Raw genomic sequence first — 21,382 nt, forward strand, 5'->3', positions numbered from 1 at the left:
TTCGACACCGGCAGGCGCGGCGGCGCGGCGCCAAGGCCGAACCATTCGCTGAACCGCAGACTGGCGCAGGCCAACCGGCCGGCGCGGTCGGTGATGGCGATGCCCATGTCCGGCCGCTCGATCGCGGCATGGGTCACCGACCAGTCGGGCGCGGCGAAATCGGGCGCGGCCACCTGCGGGCGCAGGCGCAGGGCCAGCCGAAGCGCACCGCCCAGCAGCAGCGCGCCACCGGCAAAGGCCGCCGCGACCACCGGCTCGCCCGATACCGCCCACAGCAGCACGGCCGTCGCCACCAGCGCCCCGCCCAGCAACAGCCATTCTCGCCAGGGCGCCCTGGCGTCCTGCGCCACGGGGCCAAGCGCGAGCGGCGATTCGTTCATTCGGCGTGATCCCGCGCGGCCGCGCGCATCAGCCGCGTGCGCCGCTTGTGCCCGGTCCACCAGCGCCAGCCGAGCGCCGAGAGGACATAGCCCGCCACCGCCGCCAGCAGCGAAATCAGGAACAGACCGATCAACAGCGATGGCGCGGCATCGCTGCCCAGCCAGGCGAGCCATTCACCCACACCCGCTCCGCGCGTAACCAACTCACGCACCGTCAGGAAATCGGCGTGATAGCCGAAGCTGTTGCCCACCCAGATCGCGCCCGGCAGGAACACGAACAGCGTCGTCGGCGGAATCGAGATGAACGTCATCAGCGCAGCCAGCGGGATATTGCCGCGGACGGGAACGCACATCAGTGCTGCGCCAACGATCTGCACGCCGGGAATCAGCGCGAAGATGCCGATGAACAGGCCCGCCGCCACGCCGCGCGGCACCGACCGGCGGGTGAACCGCCACAGCTCATGGCGCGCGGCGAGCGGACGGGCGAAGCGGTTCTGCTCCATCTGCTCGCGCGTTGGCATGTTGGCCTGCGCCCATTTCACGATCCTGTCGAACATCGCGTCCTGCGTTCCACCCGTTTCCCGCCGCCCCACCTTCGGGCCGATTTCGCCGCTCTAGCCCTGCCCCGCTTTCGAACCGGTGAAGCGCGTCAGCCGTGCTCCTTCATGATCCGCGCCTTTTCACGCTTCCAGTCGCGTTCCTTGATCGTGGTCCGCTTGTCCGCCGCATTCTTGCCCTTGGCCAGCGCCAGTTCCACCTTGGCCCGGCCCCGGCCGTTGAAATAGACTGACAGCGGCACCAGCGTCATGCCCTTGCGCTCCACCGCGCCGTGGAACTTGGAAATCTCGCGTTCCTTCAGCAGCAGCTTGCGCGGCCGCTTGGGCTCGTGGTTGAAGCGGTTGCCGTGGCTGAATTCGGGCACGTTGGAATTGATCAGCCACACCTCGCCGCCTTTGACCTCGGCATAGCTTTCGGCGATCGATCCCTCGCCGAAGCGCAGCGATTTCACTTCCGTGCCGGTCAGCACGATTCCCGCCTCGTACACGTCCTCGATATGGTAATCGAAACGCGCACGGCGGTTCTCTGCGACGATCTTCTTCTTGTCGAAAGCAACGGGAGTCGGACGGGCCATGGTATCGAGCATGTAGGTGCGCGGCGAACGAATTGGAACCCCGCAGGCAAATAGCGGCCGCTCCCGCCCGAAACGGTGCGAAACAAGGTCGCCGGCACGGGAACCGCTCTTGCACTTCCTTCGTTGCAGTGCACAAACCGGACCGGGATTTCCTCTGCGGGGATTCGCAAGCGGAGCAGCGCATGGCCAGATCGAAGGTCCGGCAATCTGAAGACCGAAATCAGGCGGATGACCGGGAACAAGTCGTTCTCGTCCTCCAGGGCGGCGGCGCGCTCGGTTCCTACCAGGCCGGCGTGTTCGAGGCACTGGCCGAAGCCGGGCACGATCCGGACTGGATCGCCGGCATCTCGATCGGCGCGGTCAACGCGGCGCTCATCGCCGGCAACCCGCCCGAACGGCGCGCGCGGCGGCTGCGCGAGTTCTGGGAACAGGCGTCCTCGCGCGTCCCCTTCCCCTCGCCTTTCGCGGAAGGGTTGGGGCGGCGCGTGTTCAACGAGGCAGCGGCGGCAACAGTGGCGCTAACCGGCATCCCCGGTTTTTTCGCCCCGCGCCTGACCCCGCCGTGGCTGGCGCTGCCCGGATCGCCCGAAGCGATCAGCCTCTACGACACCGCCCCGTTGCGGCAGACCCTTCTCGATCTCGTCGATTTCGACCTGCTGAACGAAGGGCCAACCCGTTTCAGCGTGGGCACGGTCAACGTGCTGACCGGGAACTTCGCCTATTTCGACAACCGCGACCGGTTGATCGAGCCCGAACACATCATGGCCAGCGGCGCGCTACCGCCGGGCTTCCCGCCGGTGATGATCGACGGCGAGCCGTACTGGGACGGCGGCATCGTTTCCAACACGCCGCTGCAATACGTGCTCGACGAAAGGAACGGGCGCCCGCTGCTGGTGTTCCAGGTGGACCTGTTCAGCGCGCGCGGACTGATGCCGCGCACGCTGGCGGAAGCCGCGCAGCGCGAGAAGGACATCCGCTATTCCAGCCGTACCCGGCTCAACACCGACATGCAGAAGCGGATCGAGGCGCTCGAAGCCGCCGCCGCGCGGCTGTCGGACAAGCTGCCGGAGGACTTGCGTAACGATCCCGACGTGGCGCTGCTGCGCGCCAATTCGTGCGACAGCCCCGTCACCATCCTGCATCTCATCAACCGGGGCGAGGATTACGAAACGCAGAGCAAGGACTATGAATTTTCGCGCATAACGATGGAAGGCCACTGGCAGGCGGGCATGCACGACGTGCGCCGTTCCTTCGCCAGCCCGCGCTGGAAGAAGCGGCACCCGCCCGCCCGGGGCATCGCCACGCTGGATCTCGCCTGAATCTCAGAATCTTTTCGGGGACCGCCCCTAAAGCAACCGGAGCAAGTAAATGGAACTCAAGGACAAGGTCTGCATCGTCACCGGCGCGGCCAGCGGCATCGGCCTCGCCATCGCGAAGCGCTATGCCGCGGCGGGCGCCAAGATCGCGATCGCCGACCTCAAGATCGAGGCGGCGCAGGCGGCGGCCGACGGCATCAACGCCGACCATCCCGGCCAGGCGATCGCGGTGGCGATGGACGTGACGCAGGAAGATCAGGTCAATGCCGGCGTCCAGCAGGTGGTCGATGCCTGGGGCACGGTGGACGTGCTGGTGTCCAACGCGGGCATCCAGATCGTCAACCCGGTGGAACAGTTCGCCTTCGCGGACTGGAAGAAGATGCTGGCGATCCACCTCGACGGCGCCTTCCTCACCTCCAAGGCGGTGCTGCCGCACATGTACAAGCAGGGGTCGGGCACCGTGCTGTTCATGGGCTCGGTCCATTCCAAGGAAGCCTCGCCGCTGAAGTCCGCCTATGTCACCGCCAAGCACGGGTTGCTCGGCCTGTCACGGGTGATCGCCAAGGAAGGCGGGCCGAAGGGCGTGCGCACCAACGTGATCTGCCCCGGCTTCGTGCGCACGCCGCTGGTCGACAAGCAGATCCCGGAACAGGCCAAGGAACTCGGCATTTCCGAAGAGGACGTGATCAAGAAGGTCATGCTCGGCCAGACCGTGGATGGCGAATTCACCACGGTCGACGACATCGCCGAAGTCGCGCTGTTCCTGGCCGCTTTCCCCACCAACGCGCTGACCGGGCAATCGCTGGTGGCCAGCCACGGCTGGTACATGAACTGACGCTCCGACCGTTCACAACCGACCATCGTCATTGCGAGCGCAGCGAAGCAATCCAGAAGTTTCACGCGGGACTCTGGATTGCTTCGCTATGCTCGCAATGACGAAACTACGAGGCGAAAACGCGGAGCGTTACACCAGCCCGGCGTGTTCCAGCGCCGCGTCCACCGCCTTGCGCGCGGCTTCGCTGCACGGCACCAGCGGTAGGCGCATGTCCTCGGTCAGCCAGTCGTGCACCCGGGTCAGCGCGTACTTGAGCGGCCCCGGCGAAGCGTCCTCGAACATCGCGTAATGCAGCGGATAGAGCCGGTCGTTCAGCTCGCGCGCCTTGGCAATGTCGTTGTCGGCGCAGGCCTGCTGGAATTCGGCGCAGAGCTTGGGCGCGACGTTGGCGGTCACCGAAATGCAGCCCACCGCGCCCGCCGCGTTGGCGGGCAGCGCCAGCTCGTCATCACCCGAAAGCTGGCAGAAATGCTTCCCGATGCCCATGCGGTGATCGGTAACGCGCGAAAGATCGCCGCTGGCGTCCTTGATGCCCACGATCTTGTCCGGGTAGCGCTTGGCCAGCTCGCATACCGTTTCCGGCAGGATGTCCGTCACCGTGCGGCCGGGCACGTTGTAAAGAATGATCGGCAGTTCGTTGTGCTCGGCCAGATAGCTGAAATGCGCGATCAGGCCTGCCTGGCTCGGCCGGTTGTAATAAGGCGCGACGCAGAGCGCCGCCGCCGCGCCGCTCTTGCGCGAGAACGTCATGTGCAGCAGCGCGTTCATCGTATCGTTGCTGCCGCAGCCCGCGATCACCGGCACGCGCCCCGCCGCCTGCTCCACGCAGACTTCGATCACGCGGTGGTGTTCCGCGTTCGACAGCGTGGAGGCTTCGCCAGTGGTGCCGCACGGAACCAGCGCTTTCGAACCATTCTCGATCTGCCAGTCGACAAGGCGGCGAAACGCCTTCTCGTCAAACACTCCGTCGCGAAAAGGAGTCACCAGAGCCGGAATGGAGCCGGAAAACATGGACTTTGTTCCTCATTTTGCCGCAAGAACGGCGGTGATCGCCCCGTTGTGGTTGGTTTTGACCGACGAACCGGGCATGTTCAGCGCCTGATAAGGAGCCGTTCCATAGGATGTCCAGCATGGACGTGAAAACCGTGCTTCGCAAATTCGCCTGTACCGCGCTGGTCCTGCCGGGCCTCGCCGCATCCGTCGCCTGCCACGCGAGCGACAATGACGGCAGCGCGTGGGACCAGGCGCGCGCGCAACTGTCCGCCTCGCAACAGGGGCCGATGTCGTTCGCCGTCGAACGCTGGAAGCTGCTGACCTCGTCGAACCGCTTTGCCTTCAACGATTATGCGGGCTTCGTGCTTTCCTACCCCGGCTTCCCGGACGAGGAGAAGCTGCGCCGCTATGCGGAAAGCGCGCTGGACCGGGATTTCGCCGATCCCGCGCGGCTGGTGGCGTTCTTCGACCGGGAACCGCCGCTGACCAATCCCGGCCGCGCGCAATATGCGCTGGCGCTGCAAGCGCTGGGCCGGCCTGAAGCCGCGCAAGTCGCCAGGGCCGCATGGCGCGGCGGAGCGATGAGCGATTCGGCCGAATCCTCGCTGCTGGCGGGCTGGGGCACCACGTTCACGCAAGACGATCATGACGCGCGCATGGACGCGCTGCTGTGGGCCGGCGCGGCAGGCCAGGCGGCGCGCGAACTCGCCTGGGTTTCGCCGGCGCGCCGTCCGATCGACGCGGCACGCCTTGCCGCGCTGCAGGGAACCGATCCCTATGCCGCGGCCGCCGGGATCAACGGACAGGTGCTGAACAGCGATCCGGGCTTTGTTTACCAGCGCGTGCGCCAGTTGCGGAAGAACGGTGACGGCGTCTCGGCGCGGGCCTTGCTCTCCAGCCGGCCGCCGCTCGCGCGCAAGCCGCTGGATCGTGCCAAGTGGGTCGATGAACTGCTGATCAACGCGCGCGGCGCGGCATCGGCTGGCGATTCGCGTAGCACCGTGCGAATCGCGGCGGGAATAGACGATGCCTTCGATCAGGGCGAAGACGTCAGCCAGATGCCCTACGACCTGCGCGACGATTATACCTCGCTGATGTGGCTCGGCGGCACGCAGGCGCTGTGGAACCTGGGGGCGGGCAGCGACGCGGCCCCGCTGTTTTACCGCTATGGCGCCGCCGCGCGCACGCCGGGCACGCGGTCCAAGGGCTTCTACTGGGCCGGGCTCGCCTCGGCGCAGGCGGGGCGCGGGGCCGACGCGCAGCGCTATTTCGCCATGGCCGCGCAATATGCCGACCAGTTCTATGGCCTGCTCGCGCTGGAACGGCTGGGCAAGCCGGTGCCGCGCTTTGCCGTGGATTCGACCGCGCAACCGACTCCGGACGAACGCGCCCGCTTCCAGAACGCGCCCATCACGCAGGCCGTGCGCGAAGTCGCCCGCAATGCCGACTGGCGCACCACCGTCCGCTTCTTCAAGGAAATCGCGGAACAGCAGCAGAGCGAAGGGCAGCACATGCTGGTGGCGGACCTTGCCCGATCGCTGGGCCGGCGCGATCTGGGGGTGATCGTGGGCCAGGCCGCCGGTGCGCGCGGCTACCTCGATTTCCAGCACATTGCCTTCCCGCTGATTCCCGTGCCCGACAACAGCCGCGATACCTGGACGATGGTCCACGCCATCACGCGGCAGGAAAGCCAGTTCGCACAGAACGCGATCAGCCATGCCGGCGCGCGCGGGCTGATGCAGCTGATGCCCGGCACCGCCAACGAACAGGCCGGCAAGCTGGGCCTTTCGTTCAGCTCGCAGGCGCTGATCGACGATGCCGGATTCAACATCCAGCTGGGATCGGCCTATTTCCAGCGGCTGATGAGCTACTACAACGGCAGCTATCCGTTGGCCGTCGCCGCCTATAACGCCGGCGCGGGCAACGTGAACAAGTGGCTGCGCGCCAATGGCGATCCCCGCACCGGCGGCATCGCCTGGGTCGACTGGCTGGAACGCATCCCGATTTCGGAAACGCGCAACTACGTGCAGCGCGTGCTGGAAAACGCGGTGGTCTACGAGGCAATGAACCCCGACAAGGCCAGCTACACCGGCGCCAATCCGATGAGCCACTTCCTCGGCAAACCGTCTCCCGGCTGATTTGGGTTCGCGCGCAAGCGCGGTTGCGTGAACCAAATCCTCTTTCCAGACACGGCGCGTGGGCTAATACCGCACCGATGAAACCAGACGGCAATCCCATAACCCCCGCCGGCCTCGCCGCCCTGCGCGCGCGGTACGATCATCTGCTCGGCACCGAACGCCCGCAGATCGTCGAGGTGGTGAGCTGGGCCGCCGGCAACGGGGACCGGTCCGAGAACGGGGACTACCTCTACGGCCGCAAGCGGATGCGCGAGATCGACCGCGAACTGGCGTGGCTGGCGCGGCGAATGAAGGCTGCGCGGATGGTCGACCCGGCACGGCAGGAAGACCGTTCGCGCGTACTGTTCGGTGCCACGGCCGAGATCGCGGACGAGGATGACAACCGCAAGGTGCTGACTCTGGTGGGCGACGACGAGCAGGACGCGAGCGCTGGACGGATCGGCTGGAGCGCCCCGATCGCCCGTGCCCTGCGCGGCGCGCGGGTGGGCGATCTGCGCGTGGTGCGGCTGCCCGGCGGGGAGAAGGAGTGGGAAATCGTCTCCATCTCCTACCCCGATCCCGCCTGACCCCTTGGAATGTGCCGCGCTTTGCTGATACCAGCGGCGCATGAAATCCGGCCGCTTCTTCATCATGCGCCACGGCGAAACGGTGTACAACGCCTCCGCCCGGCTCCAGTCCAACCACATCCATACCCCGTTGACGCGGCAGGGATTCGAACAGGCGCTGGCCATGGGCAAGGCGCTGCGCGAGGAACTGGGCGCGCGGCCGCCGGTGGTGCTGCACATCTCGGAAACCGGGCGCGCGTTGCAGACCGCGGCGATCATCGCCGAAGCGCTGGAACTCGACTGGTTCGAGGCGCGCCGGTCGAACGCGCTCAAGGAAATCGACATGGGATCGTGGTGCGAACGCCGCTACGCCGATGTGGAAGCGGAGGAAGGGCCGGTGATCCTGGCCGATCACCTGCTGCGCCCCGCCCCCGATGGCGAGGACTATCCCGCCATCGCCAGCCGGCTCGAATGCTGGCTGGAAGCGATCGAGTACGAAGGGCTCACCGACGGGCGCGATCACATCGTGGTCATGCACGGCATTTCCAGCCGCGTGCTGCGCGGGATGATGGCCGGCTATCCGGTCCATCCCGATCATGGCGTGCCGATCGCGCCGTCGCTGGTGCAGGGATCGGTGGCGCTGATCGAAGGTGCCCGGGAACGGGTTTTGTTCGGCGCCGAACGCGGAATCGAGCACGCCTGATGGGCGATGTCGTCAACCTGCGCCTTGCCCGCAAGGCCAAGGCCCGCGATGCGGCGCAGGGGCAGGCGGCGTCCAACCGCGCGAAGTTCGGCCGGACCAAGACGGAAAAGCAGCGCGATGCGCGGGAGACGGCGCGCGCGGAACGCCTGCTCGAAGGCGCGCGGCGCGACACCGGGCGCGAGACGGACTGATGCGCACCACCCATGACGACGCGACGGTGCGGCTTTACCATCTGGATGGCGGCCCCGAAGGCGGCGCGGCGGAAACGCTGTTCTACGGCCCGCTGACCAAGGCGCTGGACATCGCCGCCGCGCAGTCCGAGGCGGTGCAGGACGGCCTGTTCCTCGCGACGGACAACGACGTGATCGCCTATCTCGACCTCATCGGGGAATAGCTCTTGCGCCGCCTTCTGCTCCCTGCCTGTCTGATCGGGGCCTGCCTGATCGGCCTGTTGCCCGCCGCGCCGGCCACGGCGCGCGACAGCCTGGGCATCTGGAACGACTGGGGCGCTTTCCGCGATGCCGCCGTGCCGCGCTGCTACGCCATCGCCATGGCGCAGCCCGTCACTGGCCGCCCGCGCGATTTCCAGCCGTTCTTTACCGTTGGCATGTGGCCCCGGCGCAACGCCCGCAACGAAATCCACATCCGCCTTTCGCGTCGGATCGGGCCAAGCGGCCGTGCGGTGCTGTCTCTGGGTGGCCAGTCGTTCGAACTGGCGACCGGGCAGGCCGATGCCTGGGCGCAGGACCCGCGCATGGATGCAGCCATCGTCGCCGCGCTGCGATCGGCGCGGGAAATGACAGTCTCTGCCCGCGGGCGTGACGGCCGGCTGTTTCGCGATACCTATCGCCTTCCCGGCGCGGCCAGCGCGATGGACGCCGCCGCGCTGGGATGTGCCGGGCGGTAGAGCAACCCCGCACAATCGTTCGCGCATGGAAAAGCGGGCGTTCGCGCATGGAAAAGCGGGCCGGAGTTTCCCCCGGCCCGCCCTTCCCGCCCGCAAGCGGATCAGCCTGCTTCCGTCAGAAGCGCAGGCCGTAGGTCACCGCGATCTGGTGACGATCGGTATCCACGTTGAAGCGGCTGCTGTCCGGCGTCTGGCCACCGAAGTCGAACTCGCCCTTGCCGTAGTGCGAATAGCGGTATTCGATGCGGCCGAAGGTCTTCGGGCTGAACGCATATTCCAGACCGCCGCCGACGCGGTAGCCATCGAGGTCGATCCGCTGGTCGAGCGTGGTCGTGCCATCGCTGCCAAGCACGCCGTAACGGGCGTTGGTATAACCGCCCTTCACGTAGAGCAGTGTCTTGGGCGACATCGCATAACCGACCCGCGCGCCCACATAGACGTCACGACCAGCCGAAACCCGGCCCAGGTTGAACGTGTTGGGGCGCGCGCCCTGCGCGGTCCACTTTGCGGTGCTGTCGGTCAGTTCCGCATCGGCGCCGACCACAAGGTTGCTGCCCAGCGGCACGTCATAGCCGATCTCGCCGCCATAGAGCAGGCCATCGATCGACTGCTTGAAATTGCGGGTATTGTCGATGTCGACGCTGCTGCCCGACCGGCTCTTGTCGTAGCCCAGCGTCACGCCGACGCGCGGGCCCTTGAAGGTTTCCGAAGGGGCAGCCTCCTGCGCGGACGCGGGGGCTGCCAGCGCAAGCGCGGTGCCGGTGGCGAGGATGGCGCAGATAGTCTTCATTGTTCACTCCATTCGCTTGTTGTCTGTCGGTTTTGCGACCCGACAGGACTTCTCGAATGGATGAAGGCGCAGCTTGTTTCATGAACCTAACACAACGAAAATGCTGCGATATTTTTACAACACCCCGTGCGGTGAGGCTCCCTGTGCGCGGGACGGACGGGGGAACCCGTCAGCGCCCGTCATGTTCGCGCGCGTGCGAGCGGAGATTCCACCGTCGATGTTCGCGTTTCCCTCGGGACTGGCGATTTCGAGGAAAATCCGTATATGGCCAGCCATGACAGCCATTCCGATCATGCCGATCCCCGGACACGTCGATCCGGTTCCCGTTCCTCGCGACGTTACGCCACGCGCTGACGGGCGCGTCGATCTGATCGGTCTTCCCCGCCCGCGCATCGCCGAACTGTTCGCCGAAGCCGGGCTGGACGCCAAGGCGGCGAAGCTGCGCGCCAAGCAGGTTTTCCACTGGCTGTACCATCGCGGCGTCACCGATTTCGATGCGATGACCGACATCGCCAAGACCATGCGCCCGTGGCTGGCGGAACGCTTCGTCATCGGCCGGCCCGAGATCGTCACCGCGCAGGTTTCCAGCGACGGCACGCGCAAGTGGCTGCTCCAGACGGCGGACGGCCACGACTTCGAGATGGTGTTCATCCCGGATGCCGACCGGGGCACGCTGTGCGTCTCCAGCCAGGTGGGCTGCACGCTCAACTGCCGCTTCTGCCACACCGGCACGATGCGGCTCGTCCGCAACCTCACGCCCGGCGAGATCGTCGGCCAGGTTATGCTGGCGCGCGATGCGCTGGGCGAATGGCCCAAGGGATCGATGGCGGGCCTCGAAGAAGACGAGGACGAGCGGACTTATACTTCCGACGGGCGCCTGCTCACCAACATCGTGATGATGGGCATGGGCGAACCGCTCTACAACTTCGACAACGTGCGCGATGCGCTGAAGCTGGTGATGGATGGCGATGGACTGGCCCTGTCGAAGCGACGCATTACCCTGTCCACCAGCGGCGTGGTGCCGATGATGGAACGCTGCGGCGAGGAAATCGGCGTCAATCTGGCCGTCTCGCTCCACGCCGTGACCAAGGACGTGCGCGACGAGATCGTGCCGATCAACCGCAAGTTCGGTCTGGACCAGCTGTTGCAGGCCTGCTCCGATTACCCCGGCGCTTCCAACGCCCGGCGCATTACATTCGAATACGTGATGCTGAAGGACAAGAACGACAGCGACGACGACGCCCGCGAACTCGTGCGCCTGATCCGGCAATACAAGCTGCCCGCCAAGGTCAATCTGATCCCGTTCAACCCCTGGCCCGGCGCGCCTTACGAATGTTCGGCGCCGGAGCGGATCAAGCGCTTTGCCGAAATCGTGTTCGAAGCCGGCATCAGCGCCCCGGTGCGCACCCCGCGTGGCCGCGACATCGATGCGGCCTGCGGCCAGCTCAAGACCGCCGCGCAGAAGATGAGCCGCGCGGAACTCGACCGGCTGGCGGACGAAAAGCAGGCGGCGCTCGGCTGAAGGAACAGGCAGGTTCAGCCGATCCGGTCTATCTATCGGGTTTGCGGCGCAATTTCCTGTCCCCAATCCGCCTAACCATCGTTAGGCTGCGTCCTCGAACACCGAAATGAGGTCGCCCGCGATGTCGATGCTGCTGCTGGACCGCGTGCTCAGGCGGATCATCCGCCGGGGTACGCTCACCCTGACCGAACACTCCGGCAAGGTTCGCACCTATGGCACGGCGGAACCTGGCTGGCCGGATCTCGGTCTGCGCCTGCTGGACGCGGGCGTGCCCGGCTATATCGCGCGGCACCCCACGCTGGGCCTTGCCGAAACCTTCATGGACGGCCGCATCGCCATCGAGGGCGGCGACATCCTGGACTTCATCACGTTCGCGCGGCGCAACAACCCGTGGGAGCGCTCGGGCGATTTCGAGGCCAAGGGGTTGGGCGGCCGGATCGTCGAACGGATCGTCAGCCGGATCGACCAGATCAACCAGCGCACCGCCTCGCGCCGCAACGTGGCGCATCACTATGACCTGGGCGATCCGCTCTATGACCTGTTCCTCGATGCCAGCCGGCAGTATTCCTGCGCCTACTGGGCGGACGGTGTCACCACGCTGGAGCAGGCGCAGATCGCCAAGATGGACCACATCGCCGCCAAGCTGGCGCTGAAGCCGGGGATGCGCGTGCTCGACATCGGCTGCGGCTGGGGCGGCCTGGCGCTCCACCTGCACCGGGTGGCTGGCGTGGACGTCCACGGCGTGACGCTGAGCCGGGAACAGATCGCCTATGCCAAGGCCTGGGCGGAACGCGAGGGCGTGGCGGACAAGGTGACCTTCGGCCTCACCGATTATCGCGACGTGAAGGGGCGGTTCGACCGGATCGTCTCGGTCGGCATGTTCGAGCATGTCGGCGCGGCCAACTTCCCCGCCTTCTTCCGCAAGTGCCACGATCTTCTGGCGGACGACGGCGTGATGCTGCTCCACACCATCGGCCGTTCCGATCCGCCGGGCGGCACCGATGCCTTTACCCGGAAATACATCTTCCCCGGCGGCTATATCCCGGCGATGAGCGAGACGCTGGCGGCGATCGAGCCGCACAAGCTGATGCTGGGCGATATCGAGATCCTGCGCCGGCATTACGGTCTGACGATCCGCGAATGGTACAAGCGGTGCGCCGCCAACCAGGCACGGATCGAGGAGCTCTATGACGAGCGGTTCTACCGCATGTGGATGTTCTATCTGGCCGGCGCCGCGACAGCGTTCGAATACGGCGGGCTGGTCAACTTCCAGTTCCAGATCGTGCGCAACCGCGATGCCGTGCCGCTGACGCGCGATTACATCGGCAGGGCCGAAGCGGAGATGCGTGCCGCACGCGGCAGCACCTCCGCCCCCGATCCCTGTGCTGCGTCAGCGCTTCACTTGCCGGAAAGTTCCCTGACCAGCGCCGAAGCGGGGTAAATCCTTTCCAGCGCCTGCTGCACCGCCGCCGTGCTGACCACCACGGTGCGGTTCACATCGGGCTGATAGCCATAGTTGCCGCCGAGCGAATGGATGTTGCCATCGAACGCGGCGCCGATCACCGCGCCGTCCTTGTCCACCACGGGCGAACCGGAATTGCCGCCGATGATGTCGTTGGTCGTCACGAAGTCATAGGGCGTGGACTTGTCGATCTTTGCCTCGTTGGCAACGAAAGCCTTGGCCAGCACGAACGGATCGGCCCCCGTGGCGCGCGCGAACGCGCCGCCCATGGTGGTTACCGGGGCCACGTCCTGCCCGCGCTCCTTCCAGCCCGCGACCTTGCCGTAGCTGATGCGCAGCGTGAACGTGGCATCGGGATAGACGCTGTCACCATAGGCAGCGAAACGCGCATCGGCGAGCTTTGCGCCGGCGGCGGCCAACGGTCCCTGATAGCGTTCGTCGACCTGCTTCTGGAGTTCGCGATCGCGCGCGTCGAGCTGGCGGGCATAGGCTATCAGCGGATCGGTGGACGCATCGATCGCCGCCTTGCCGCCCTGCCACAGCGCCTTGCGCACCGCCGGATCGGCCAGCGTGGTGCCGCCCACGAGCCGCGCCGCCAGCCCTTCGGGCGATTCCCGGCCCAGCATCAGCCTGGTCTGCGCATCGTCCGCACCCAGCGCCTCGCGCGCCTTGGAGAGGCTCCATTCCAGCTTGAGCTGCTCCAGCCACGGATAGATCGGCCGTTCGTCCAGCACTTCCTTTTCCAGCAGGGGCAGCTGCGAATCGGTAAAGCCGGGCAGCCGCTCGGCATTGGGCTTGGCCCGTTCGTCCGCGGCACGCACCAGCGACTGCGCATAATCGTAAAGGTCGCTCATCGGGTGGATGAAGCGATAGGGCAGGTAGAGATCGCGATAGGCGCCGACGGCCTTGGCGACATCGCCCCACGGATTGCCGATCGCCGCGTTGCCGGCAGCCTTCGCCTTGAGCGCGGCTTCGTTATCCGCCAGCACCTTGACGAACGCCGGATCGTTCAGCGCCTGCTCACGGCCGATGAACACCTTGAGGGTGTTCTCGATGCCGAACAGGGTATCGCCGCCTTCACGCTTGCGTTCGGCGCTCTGCTCCATCGCCGAAAGCAGGCGTCCGCGCAGTTCGGACAGGACGCGGTTGTTCAGCGGCAGCGAAACCGCGCGCTGGAAAGCCAGCTGGTCGGACGTGAACAGGCGCTGCGTGGAACCCGGATTGCCGACCACGAAGGTCGCCTCGCCCGGCTGCGGCGCGCGCGGGCTCCACTTGAGGAACGCCGCCACCTTCACCGGCTTGCCGTTCTCGTAGGCCCGCAGGAACGAGGCATCGAGCGCATAGCGCGGATAGTTGAAGTTATCCGGATCGCCGCCGAAGAACGCGGCCTGGAACTCGGGCGCCCAGACCAGGCGCACGTCGGAATACTTGCGATAGGTGTAGAGCTTGTACTGCCCGCCCCCGAACAGCGTGACGACCTGGCAACGCGTGGTCGCGGTATCCTTGCACCCGGCCTTCTCGATCTCGGCGATCTTCGCATCGCGCGCCTTGACCAGCGCCTCGCCCGCCAGCGCGCCGATCGCGCCTTTCACGTCCGCCGTCACATCGGTGATCGCGGTAACGACCTCGGCCTGCTGGCCGGGGCACTTGCGCTCCTCCTCGCGCCGGGCGGCGATGAAGCCGTTGGCGACGAGATCGGCCTGCTGCGTCGAAAGGTTCTGCGCGCATTCGACCACGCAGTGATGGTTGGTGAGGATCAGGCCATCGGGCGAAACGAAGCTGGCCGAACAGCCGCCGGTCAACCGCACGGCGGAGGCACGCACGCGATCGAGCCATTTCTGATCGGGCGCCCAGCCGTAATCCTTCTTCATCGTCGCGGCGGGAAAGGCATCGAACGTCCACATGCCTTCATCGGCCTGGGCCGGGGCAGCGAGCAGGAACGGCGCGGCAAGGGTCGCGGAAGCCAGGAGAATACGGCGCATGAACAGGGGTGTCCTTGTTGGGGTTGGCAGCGAAGTTGACGAAGTTGACACGGTCCTGAGAAACATCGTCAATCACCGTTCAGCCGGCATCGCGGGCGCACAAATACGCTCCCGCGCAGACGGAAAAGCGGTTCCGGCTGAAATCATGCGCGGAGGGTTGCCACGGCGGGCGGGGGTAGGAAAGGGAAATGTTGGAGTGTGGGCCAGATCGCTCATGCTCGCATCTTTCGAAAAGCTCGGGATGAGTGGGTGTGGCAGTGGGATCGTTCTTGCGGTCGGCGCCGGCTTCCAACCAAATCCGCTCATCCTGAGCCTGTCGAAGGATGCGCGCTGCCGCTAGACCGCGACAATGGCCTTTCACACCTACCTCCTGCGCTGCAATGACGGCTCGTATTACGTCGGCCATACCGATGATCTCGAATCCCGCATGGCGCAGCACCAGACCGGCGCGGTGGCTGGCTACACCGCGCCACGCCGGCCCGTGACGATGGCCTGGTCCGAAACCTTCCCGTCGCGCGACGAAACTTTCGCGGCCGAACGGCGGATAAAGGGATGGAGCCGGGCGAAGAAGGAAGCCCTTATCGCCGGCGACTGGGAAAGGCTCAAGATGCTGGCGCGGAACCACAAGGGCTGAAGGCCCGGTTTGCGCGCATCCTTCGACAGGCTCAGGATGAGCGGATGTGGAGCGGTGGGGCTTCGGGACTGTGGGACCGTTGGGCTGTGGGCACCCCCCCGTTCGTCCTGAGCTTGTCGAAGGACGCGCGCGGTGCCCCCCCCCGCCCGCCCAACCCACACCATCGCCCGCCTCATGGTTCGATTCCCCCTTGCCTCGCCTCCGCTTTGCCATAGTCTCCCATGTCGATGTGGCTGCTTGACCAGATGCTTCGCCGGCTGATCCGCAAGGGTCGGCTCATCGTCATCGATCACGATGGCAAGGAATACGCCTATGGGCCGGGCACGGACGCGCCCTTGCGCATCCGGCTGACCGACAAGGGCGCCTCGACGCACATCGCGCGCTATCCGCGCGTGGGCGCCGGCGAGGCCTATATGGACGGGCGGATGGTGATCGAACCGCCGCACGACATCCGCGATCTGGTGCTGTTCGTGGCGCTCAATGCCGAAGGCGATCACGAGCGCGCGCTGGGCGCCAAGGGGCCGCTGCGCAAGCTGCTGGACCGTGCCGCGGCCACGGTCGACAGCTTCAACGACCGGCGCTCGGCCCGCAAGAACGCCGAGTACACCTATAACCTCACCCGCCGGCTCTACGAACTGTTCCTCGACGAGGACCGGCAATACACCATGGCCTATTACCGCGATCCGGCGATCAGCCTGGAACAGGCGCAGCTCGACAAGAAGGCGCACATCGCGGCCAAGCTCAATCTCGACCGCGCCACCTCATCGGGCAAGCGCGTGCTCGATATCGGCTGCGGCTGGGGGGGCCTGGCGCTCTATCTGCACCGGCATTACGACGTGGACGTGCTGGGGGTGGCGCTCGCGCCCGACCAGATCGAGTTCTGCCGCGAACGCGCCGCGGAGCTGGGCGTGGCCGACCGCGTGAAGTTCGAGCTGATGGACTATCGCGACGTGCAGGGCGAATTCGACCGGATCACCTCGGTCGGTCTGCTGGAGCATGTGGGCACGCCGCAGTATCCGGCGTTCTTCGAACATACCCACCGCCTGCTCAAGCCTGATGGCGTGATGTTCTCGCATTGCTGCGGCCGCGCCGGCCCTCCCGGCACCACCGATGCCTGGACGCGCAAGTACATCTTCCCCGGCGGCTACATCCCCGCGCTGTCCGAACTGGTGAGCGAGAGCGAAAAGGCCGGCTGGCAGGTGACCGACGTGGAAGCCATGCGCTTCCATTACGCGCACACGCTGGAGGAATGGTACAACCGCACCCGGCTGCACCGCGACGAGATCGTGGCGCTCTATGACGAGCGGTTCTACCGCATGTGGGAATTCTACCTGGCCGGGGCGGAGCAGGCGTTCCGCTATGGTGGGCTGGTCAACTGGCAGCTCCAGTACGTGAAGCGGCGCGACGCGATCCCGATGATCCGCGACCGGATGGTGGAGGAAAGCGCCCGCCTGCGCGCCAGCGATACAGCGCCGGCCTGGCATCTCGATCCCGCGCTGAAGCAGGCGGCGGAATAGCCAGGCCGCGCGGCAACGATACCAAAAGGGGAAAAACCCCGGGTAAGTGGAGAGGAACGATCATGATCAAGAGACTGGCTGCCGAGGGATTCGGCACGTTCTGGCTTGTGTTCGGCGGGTGCGGATCGGCCGTGCTGGCCGCCGCCTTCCCCCAACTCGGCATCGGGTTCGCCGGCGTGGCGCTGGCGTTCGGGCTGACGGTGCTGACCATGGCCTATGCGGTGGGCGGCATCTCGGGCGGGCATTTCAACCCGGCCGTGTCGCTGGGGCTCGCCGTCGCCGGGCGCTTCGGCTGGAAAGACCTGATCCCCTACTGGATCGCACAAGTGCTGGGCGCGGTGATCGCGGCGGCGGCGCTCTATGCCATCGCCAGCGGCAAGCCCGGCTTCGAAGCGGGCGGCTTCGCCTCGAACGGCTATGGCGCGCTCTCGCCCGGCGGCTATTCGCTGCATTCGGCGCTGCTGATCGAAACCATCCTGACCGCCGGCTTCCTGATCGTGATCCTGGGATCGACGTCCTCCGCCGTTCCGGCCGGGTTCGCGCCGATCGCCATCGGCCTCGCACTCACGCTGATCCACCTGATCTCGATCCCGGTGACCAACACCTCGGTCAACCCTGCGCGTTCGACCGGCGTGGCCTTCGTCGCCACCACCGACGCCCTCCACCAGCTCTGGCTGTTCTGGGTGGCGCCGCTGGCGGGCGCGGCGATCGGCGGGCTGATGTGGAAGACGCTGCTGACCAACTCGGACTGACGGCGCCCTTCAACCACCGCTTTCCTGCGCGGCCGGTCCGGATGGGCCGGCCGCTTGCGATACGGCCCCCGTCCTGTTACGCGCCGCGCGCTTATCTCACGGGGAATCGCCGATCATGTCCGATATCAAGCGCGTCGTCCTTGCCTATTCCGGCGGCCTTGACACCTCCGTCATCCTCAAGTGGCTGCAGGTGACCTACAATTGCGAGGTGGTGACCTTCACCGCCGATCTCGGACAGGGCGAGGAACTCGGGCCGGCGCGCGCCAAGGCCGAACTGATGGGCGTGAAGGCCGAGCATATCTACATCGACGACCTGCGCGAGGAATTCGTGCGCGATTTCGTGTTCCCGATGATGCGCGCCAATGCCCGCTACGAAGGCGATTACCTGCTCGGCACCTCGATCGCGCGGCCGCTGATTTCCAAGCGCCTGATCGAGATCGCCAAGGAAACCGGCGCCGACGCGGTTGCGCACGGCGCCACCGGCAAGGGCAACGATCAGGTCCGCTTCGAGCTTTCGGCCTATGCGCTCGATCCCTCGATCAAGGTCATCGCCCCCTGGCGCGAATGGGACCTCACCAGCCGCACCGCGCTGATCGCCTGGGCGGAAAAGCACCAGATCCCCGTGCCCAAGGACAAGCGCGGCGAAAGCCCGTTCTCCACCGACGCCAACCTTCTGCACACCTCGTCCGAAGGCAAGGTGCTGGAGAACCCGTGGGACGAGACGCCGGACTACGTCTATTCGCGCACGGTCAACCCGGAAGACGCGCCCGACCAGCCGGAATACATCACCATCGATTTCGAGAAGGGCGATGGCGTAGCGCTCAATGGCGAGGCGATGAGCCCGGCCACGCTGCTGACCGCGCTCAACGAACTCGGCCGCAAGCACGGCATCGGCCGGCTCGACCTCGTCGAGAACCGCTTCGTCGGCATGAAGAGCCGCGGCATGTACGAAACGCCGGGCGGCACGATCTACGCCGTCGCGCACCGGGGCATCGAATCGATCACGCTCGACCGGGGGGCCGCGCACCTCAAGGACGAGCTGATGCCCAAGTATGCGGAGCTGATCTACAACGGCTTCTGGTTTGCGCCTGAGCGCGAGATGCTGCAGGCCGCGATCGACCATTCGCAAGCGCGCGTAAACGGCACCGTGCGGCTCAAGCTCTACAAGGGCCTTGCCTCGGTGGTCGGCCGCAAATCGCCCGACAGCCTCTATTCGGAACGGCACGTCACGTTCGAGGACGATGCCGGCGCCTACGACCAGAAGGACGCGGCCGGCTTCATCAAGCTCAACGCGTTGCGCCTGCGTCTGCTGGCCCAGCGCGACCGCTGAGCGGTCGGGAACCGGTCAGCATTCGAATCAGAAGACGAAAACCGGTTTCTCTGACGGGGTCGGTTCAAGTTGTCCACCGCAAAACCGATCACCTGTGGATAACTTCCAGGGTTTCCGCTTGCGCGACTCAGACCGCAGGCGCAGCATTGGCTTGTCGAAAGGGAAAGCGACCCGAAATCTGAAGCGCAAGCCGATGAATTCAGGAGTTTTTCTCCAGAGACCCGATCTGGAAAGTACGCGTTTCAATCGGCCGCAGGGTATCATCCGTGCCCGGCGGAGCGGGGAAGTGTGACCGGACAAATCGGTAAGGCGAGTGCAACGGTGACGCCAGCGGGGCGTATCGCGCGGCAAGGGCTCTGCCTCCACCCGGCGCGAAAGGTCCGGCCACGGCGAAAGCGGAACGCAGCGCCGATCCTTCAGACCCGCGGGGGTCCGTCCGACGGCGCGCCTTTCTCGGCTCGACCCGAGGGAGCGGTGCCCGGACACGAAGGAAAAACGCCCGCCCATGGCCGCGAGGCCGGCAGCGGGAACCAACGCCGCCCCTGCCCCGCCGGCAGGATCCGGCCCGGATGCAGGAAGCGTCAGTTGCCGAAGGTATGCGCAAGCATCGTCCAGGCAACGGCCTAGGGGCTTCGCGCCCCGGATGGCACGCTTTCGGACAGAAGGCACGGTCTGGCGAAGGAACCCGCCTGAGGGCGGCGGCAGTGGAGGCCGGCAGCGATGCCGGCCTCCATTTGCGTTAGGGCGATTGTCTCGCTGGCGAATGAGACGCTTGGATTGCCCACCCCCAACCCCTCCCGCAGGNNGCGGGAGGGGAGCGAGACTTGCGCCGCCGCAGGTGGCGTTAGTCGCAGCGGGGTGGGCTTGCCGCGCGCCACCCCTGCCTCTCGAAGATCACGGCTTGGCGAGCTGCCCCCGCACCGCGCCCTTGGGGAAATCGTCGGTATGGATGTTGACGTAGAACCCCGCCGGGTCGGCGAGGATCTTCTTGATCTGGTCCGGTTCCATGGCGATGCAGGCATCGCTGGTCGGCCCGGTGACTTCCAGCGTGGCCAACGGCGGCCCATCGACGCCGGCCGCGCCGGTGTGCACGTGGGCCATGGTCGGCTTGGCGATCTTAGCGCCGGACAGCGTGTAGCAGAAATCGCCGCTGTCGGGATCGAGTTCCGCGCGGAACGAACCCGTGCCGTCGGGATCGCCGCCCGCCGGCTCGTTGGCGCCGGCCAGCGTCGCGGTCAGGATCGTGGTCGCGGCGAATGCGGGGGTAACGGCAAGCGACAGCGCCAGAGCGGGCGCCAGCAGGATAGCCTTGTTCATTGCAACGTCTCTCCATCGACCGGAGATACGGACTCGCCCCCGGCCCATCGCTAGCGATACACCGCACGCGCGCCGCAAGGAACCATGGCCTTGCCTGATCCGCGCCGTCGATCCATGAGCCGCACATGACGCCCCCCAACGCCTTGCCCAACGCCTTGCAGAGCATCGACATTCTCGTCACCGCCCCGATCCGCTCGGGCGTTACCGAAGCGCTCGAAGCGACCTTCACCGTGCACCGACTGTGGGAGCAGGACGATCCGGACGCCTTTTTCGCCGCGCACGGCGCGCGGATCCGGGGAATCGCCACGACCACACTGTTCGGCAAGGTCCGCGCCGACCTGATCGAACGCCTGCCCGCGCTGGAGATCATCGCCAGCTTCGGCGTGGGGTATGACAACGTGGACGTGGCCGCCGCCGTGAAAGCCGGCGCGATCGTCACCAACACCCCCGGCGTGCTGGTGGACGAGACGGCGGACCTCGCCCTGGGCCTGCTGCTGGCGACGATCCGGCAGATCCCGCAAGCCGAACGGCATTTGCGCGCCGGGCTGTGGCCGCAGGAGCGCTTCCGCCTGTCCCCCTCGCTGCGCGGCCGGCGCGTGGGCATCCTCGGGCTCGGCGCCATCGGCAAGGCGATCGCGCGGCGGCTGGAAGGCTTCGGGGTGGATATCGCCTACCACGGGCGCACCCGGCAGCAAGGCGTGGATTACCCGTGGTATCCCGATGCGCGCGCGCTGGCGCAGACCTGCGATGTGCTGATCGTCGCCGCGCCGGGAACGGCCGAGACCGACAAGATGGTCGATGCCGCGGTGCTCGCCGCGCTCGGCCCCGACGGCATCCTCGTCAATATCGGGCGTGGCTCGATCGTGGACGAGGACGCGCTGGTAGCGGCGCTGGCGAATGGCACCATCCTCGCCGCCGGGCTCGACGTCTACGCGCACGAACCGCAGGTGCCCGAAGGCCTGCTTGCCCATCCCCGGTCGGTGCTGCTGCCACATGTCGGCTCGGGTTCAGAACGGACGCGCGCGGCGATGGGCGCATTGCAGGTGGAAAACCTCGTCCGCTGGTTCACCGATCGCGCGCCGGTAACCCCGGTGCCCGAAACGGCACACCTCGTGCCGCGTTGAGGG

General features: G+C 66.5%; 21 protein-coding genes and 1 pseudogene. 15 read left to right on the forward strand and 7 right to left on the reverse strand.

Annotated features, from left to right (window positions below; genetic code table 11):
* The 3 genes and pseudogenes from B3547_RS10025 to smpB form a co-directional block, all read right to left on the reverse strand.
* Positions 1-380 (reverse strand): annotated as a pseudogene (locus B3547_RS10025) (hybrid sensor histidine kinase/response regulator); the annotation flags it as partial.
* Positions 377-937, reverse strand: coding sequence for a DUF2062 domain-containing protein (locus B3547_RS10030; RefSeq protein WP_124808681.1), 561 nt, complete (start codon positions 935-937; stop codon positions 377-379). The pseudogene B3547_RS10025 and the gene B3547_RS10030, both read right to left, overlap by 4 nt.
* Before the next feature lie 92 nt (positions 938-1,029).
* Positions 1,030-1,512 carry an SsrA-binding protein SmpB gene (gene smpB, locus B3547_RS10035; RefSeq protein WP_124808682.1) on the reverse strand — a complete coding sequence of 161 codons (483 nt, stop codon included), beginning with the start codon at positions 1,510-1,512 and terminating at the stop codon, positions 1,030-1,032.
* A gap of 182 nt (positions 1,513-1,694) precedes the next feature.
* Between smpB and B3547_RS10040 the strand changes: the two genes are divergently transcribed.
* Together B3547_RS10040 and B3547_RS10045 are read left to right on the forward strand one after the other, a co-directional pair.
* Entirely contained in the window at positions 1,695-2,831 is a 1,137-nt protein-coding gene (locus B3547_RS10040; RefSeq protein ID WP_292962651.1) for a patatin-like phospholipase family protein, read from the forward strand.
* Between the two features lie 49 nt (positions 2,832-2,880).
* On the forward strand, positions 2,881-3,663 hold the full coding sequence (locus tag B3547_RS10045) for a 3-hydroxybutyrate dehydrogenase (protein ID WP_125955883.1): 783 nt from the start codon (positions 2,881-2,883) through the stop codon (positions 3,661-3,663).
* Positions 3,664-3,792: 129 nt separating this feature from the next.
* Here the strand turns inward: B3547_RS10045 and dapA are convergent, their stop codons facing one another.
* Positions 3,793-4,674, reverse strand: a complete 882-nt coding sequence (dapA, locus tag B3547_RS10050; protein WP_292962655.1) for a 4-hydroxy-tetrahydrodipicolinate synthase — start codon at positions 4,672-4,674, stop codon at positions 3,793-3,795.
* Between the two features lie 119 nt (positions 4,675-4,793).
* Here dapA and B3547_RS10055 point away from each other — a divergent pair, with 119 nt between their 5' ends.
* The 6 genes from B3547_RS10055 (at position 4,794) to B3547_RS10080 (ending at position 8,949) form a co-directional block, all read left to right on the forward strand.
* Complete coding sequence (locus B3547_RS10055; RefSeq protein ID WP_292962657.1) at positions 4,794-6,794, forward strand: lytic transglycosylase domain-containing protein; 2,001 nt, start codon at positions 4,794-4,796, stop codon at positions 6,792-6,794.
* Between the two features lie 77 nt (positions 6,795-6,871).
* Positions 6,872-7,360: a GreA/GreB family elongation factor gene (locus B3547_RS10060; protein ID WP_124808687.1), complete on the forward strand. Its 489-nt coding sequence runs from the start codon at positions 6,872-6,874 to the stop codon at positions 7,358-7,360.
* Between the two features lie 40 nt (positions 7,361-7,400).
* Positions 7,401-8,042 carry a phosphoglycerate mutase family protein gene (locus tag B3547_RS10065; RefSeq protein ID WP_292962661.1) on the forward strand — a complete coding sequence of 214 codons (642 nt, stop codon included), beginning with the start codon at positions 7,401-7,403 and terminating at the stop codon, positions 8,040-8,042.
* The gene (locus B3547_RS10070) at positions 8,042-8,233 is read left to right on the forward strand and encodes a DUF4169 family protein (RefSeq protein ID WP_292962663.1); all 192 of its coding nucleotides are present in this window, start codon (positions 8,042-8,044) and stop codon (positions 8,231-8,233) included. Before B3547_RS10065 ends, B3547_RS10070 begins: the two co-directional genes overlap by 1 nt.
* The gene (locus B3547_RS10075) at positions 8,233-8,436 is read left to right on the forward strand and encodes a hypothetical protein (protein ID WP_125955892.1); all 204 of its coding nucleotides are present in this window, start codon (positions 8,233-8,235) and stop codon (positions 8,434-8,436) included. The genes B3547_RS10070 and B3547_RS10075 overlap by 1 nt, the downstream gene beginning before the upstream one ends.
* Positions 8,437-8,439: 3 nt before the next feature.
* Complete coding sequence (locus tag B3547_RS10080) at positions 8,440-8,949, forward strand: hypothetical protein (RefSeq protein ID WP_292962666.1); 510 nt, start codon at positions 8,440-8,442, stop codon at positions 8,947-8,949.
* Positions 8,950-9,064: 115 nt separating this feature from the next.
* On the opposite strand, the gene B3547_RS10085 is transcribed toward B3547_RS10080, so the two are convergent.
* Positions 9,065-9,739: an outer membrane protein gene (locus B3547_RS10085; RefSeq protein WP_124808691.1), complete on the reverse strand. Its 675-nt coding sequence runs from the start codon at positions 9,737-9,739 to the stop codon at positions 9,065-9,067.
* A gap of 274 nt (positions 9,740-10,013) precedes the next feature.
* Between B3547_RS10085 and rlmN the strand changes: the two genes are divergently transcribed.
* Positions 10,014-11,261, forward strand: a complete 1,248-nt coding sequence (gene rlmN, locus B3547_RS10090) for a 23S rRNA (adenine(2503)-C(2))-methyltransferase RlmN (protein ID WP_124808692.1) — start codon at positions 10,014-10,016, stop codon at positions 11,259-11,261.
* A 127-nt stretch (positions 11,262-11,388) separates the two neighbouring features.
* Positions 11,389-12,702 (forward strand): SAM-dependent methyltransferase, encoded by a 1,314-nt coding sequence (locus tag B3547_RS10095; protein WP_292962707.1) that lies wholly within the window; start codon positions 11,389-11,391, stop codon positions 12,700-12,702.
* Here the strand turns inward: B3547_RS10095 and B3547_RS10100 are convergent.
* A complete protein-coding gene (locus B3547_RS10100) occupies positions 12,660-14,705 on the reverse strand; it encodes a S46 family peptidase (RefSeq protein ID WP_125955898.1) in 2,046 nt (681 codons plus the stop codon). The genes B3547_RS10095 and B3547_RS10100 overlap by 43 nt on opposite strands.
* A 349-nt stretch (positions 14,706-15,054) precedes the next feature.
* On the opposite strand from B3547_RS10100, the gene B3547_RS10105 reads away from it, so the two are divergent.
* The 4 genes from B3547_RS10105 to B3547_RS10120 all read left to right on the forward strand — a co-directional run bounded on the left by B3547_RS10105 (position 15,055) and on the right by B3547_RS10120 (position 18,938).
* Positions 15,055-15,339 carry a GIY-YIG nuclease family protein gene (locus tag B3547_RS10105; RefSeq protein WP_292962673.1) on the forward strand — a complete coding sequence of 95 codons (285 nt, stop codon included), beginning with the start codon at positions 15,055-15,057 and terminating at the stop codon, positions 15,337-15,339.
* A 227-nt stretch (positions 15,340-15,566) separates the two neighbouring features.
* Complete coding sequence (locus B3547_RS10110) at positions 15,567-16,856, forward strand: class I SAM-dependent methyltransferase (protein WP_292962709.1); 1,290 nt, start codon at positions 15,567-15,569, stop codon at positions 16,854-16,856.
* A 62-nt stretch (positions 16,857-16,918) separates the two neighbouring features.
* Positions 16,919-17,608: an aquaporin Z gene (aqpZ, locus tag B3547_RS10115; RefSeq protein ID WP_292962676.1), complete on the forward strand. Its 690-nt coding sequence runs from the start codon at positions 16,919-16,921 to the stop codon at positions 17,606-17,608.
* Positions 17,609-17,723: 115 nt separating this feature from the next.
* Positions 17,724-18,938 (forward strand): argininosuccinate synthase, encoded by a 1,215-nt coding sequence (locus tag B3547_RS10120; RefSeq protein WP_125955903.1) that lies wholly within the window; start codon positions 17,724-17,726, stop codon positions 18,936-18,938.
* Between the two features lie 894 nt (positions 18,939-19,832).
* Here the strand turns inward: B3547_RS10120 and B3547_RS10125 are convergent.
* Complete coding sequence (locus tag B3547_RS10125; RefSeq protein ID WP_124808696.1) at positions 19,833-20,255, reverse strand: CHRD domain-containing protein; 423 nt, start codon at positions 20,253-20,255, stop codon at positions 19,833-19,835.
* 125 nt (positions 20,256-20,380) lie between these two features.
* Between B3547_RS10125 and B3547_RS10130 the strand changes: the two genes are divergently transcribed.
* The gene (locus tag B3547_RS10130) at positions 20,381-21,379 is read left to right on the forward strand and encodes a 2-hydroxyacid dehydrogenase (protein WP_292962679.1); all 999 of its coding nucleotides are present in this window, start codon (positions 20,381-20,383) and stop codon (positions 21,377-21,379) included.
* Positions 21,380-21,382 lie beyond the last annotated feature (3 nt).

The organism is Novosphingobium sp. UBA1939, assembly GCF_002336885.1.
In the GTDB taxonomy this organism is placed as follows: domain Bacteria; phylum Pseudomonadota; class Alphaproteobacteria; order Sphingomonadales; family Sphingomonadaceae; genus Novosphingobium.

Coding starts and splice junctions, on each gene's coding strand:
- B3547_RS10030 (WP_124808681.1), bottom strand. CDS start 937: ATGTTCGACAGGATCGTGAAATGGGCGCAGGCCAACATGCCAACGCGC.
- smpB (WP_124808682.1), bottom strand. CDS start 1,512: ATGGCCCGTCCGACTCCCGTTGCTTTCGACAAGAAGAAGATCGTCGCA.
- B3547_RS10040 (WP_292962651.1), top strand. CDS start 1,695: ATGGCCAGATCGAAGGTCCGGCAATCTGAAGACCGAAATCAGGCGGAT.
- B3547_RS10045 (WP_125955883.1), top strand. CDS start 2,881: ATGGAACTCAAGGACAAGGTCTGCATCGTCACCGGCGCGGCCAGCGGC.
- dapA (WP_292962655.1), bottom strand. CDS start 4,674: ATGTTTTCCGGCTCCATTCCGGCTCTGGTGACTCCTTTTCGCGACGGA.
- B3547_RS10055 (WP_292962657.1), top strand. CDS start 4,794: ATGGACGTGAAAACCGTGCTTCGCAAATTCGCCTGTACCGCGCTGGTC.
- B3547_RS10060 (WP_124808687.1), top strand. CDS start 6,872: ATGAAACCAGACGGCAATCCCATAACCCCCGCCGGCCTCGCCGCCCTG.
- B3547_RS10065 (WP_292962661.1), top strand. CDS start 7,401: ATGAAATCCGGCCGCTTCTTCATCATGCGCCACGGCGAAACGGTGTAC.
- B3547_RS10070 (WP_292962663.1), top strand. CDS start 8,042: ATGGGCGATGTCGTCAACCTGCGCCTTGCCCGCAAGGCCAAGGCCCGC.
- B3547_RS10075 (WP_125955892.1), top strand. CDS start 8,233: ATGCGCACCACCCATGACGACGCGACGGTGCGGCTTTACCATCTGGAT.
- B3547_RS10085 (WP_124808691.1), bottom strand. CDS start 9,739: ATGAAGACTATCTGCGCCATCCTCGCCACCGGCACCGCGCTTGCGCTG.
- rlmN (WP_124808692.1), top strand. CDS start 10,014: ATGACAGCCATTCCGATCATGCCGATCCCCGGACACGTCGATCCGGTT.
- B3547_RS10095 (WP_292962707.1), top strand. CDS start 11,389: ATGCTGCTGCTGGACCGCGTGCTCAGGCGGATCATCCGCCGGGGTACG.
- B3547_RS10100 (WP_125955898.1), bottom strand. CDS start 14,705: ATGCGCCGTATTCTCCTGGCTTCCGCGACCCTTGCCGCGCCGTTCCTG.
- B3547_RS10105 (WP_292962673.1), top strand. CDS start 15,055: ATGGCCTTTCACACCTACCTCCTGCGCTGCAATGACGGCTCGTATTAC.
- B3547_RS10110 (WP_292962709.1), top strand. CDS start 15,567: ATGTGGCTGCTTGACCAGATGCTTCGCCGGCTGATCCGCAAGGGTCGG.
- aqpZ (WP_292962676.1), top strand. CDS start 16,919: ATGATCAAGAGACTGGCTGCCGAGGGATTCGGCACGTTCTGGCTTGTG.
- B3547_RS10120 (WP_125955903.1), top strand. CDS start 17,724: ATGTCCGATATCAAGCGCGTCGTCCTTGCCTATTCCGGCGGCCTTGAC.
- B3547_RS10125 (WP_124808696.1), bottom strand. CDS start 20,255: ATGAACAAGGCTATCCTGCTGGCGCCCGCTCTGGCGCTGTCGCTTGCC.
- B3547_RS10130 (WP_292962679.1), top strand. CDS start 20,381: ATGACGCCCCCCAACGCCTTGCCCAACGCCTTGCAGAGCATCGACATT.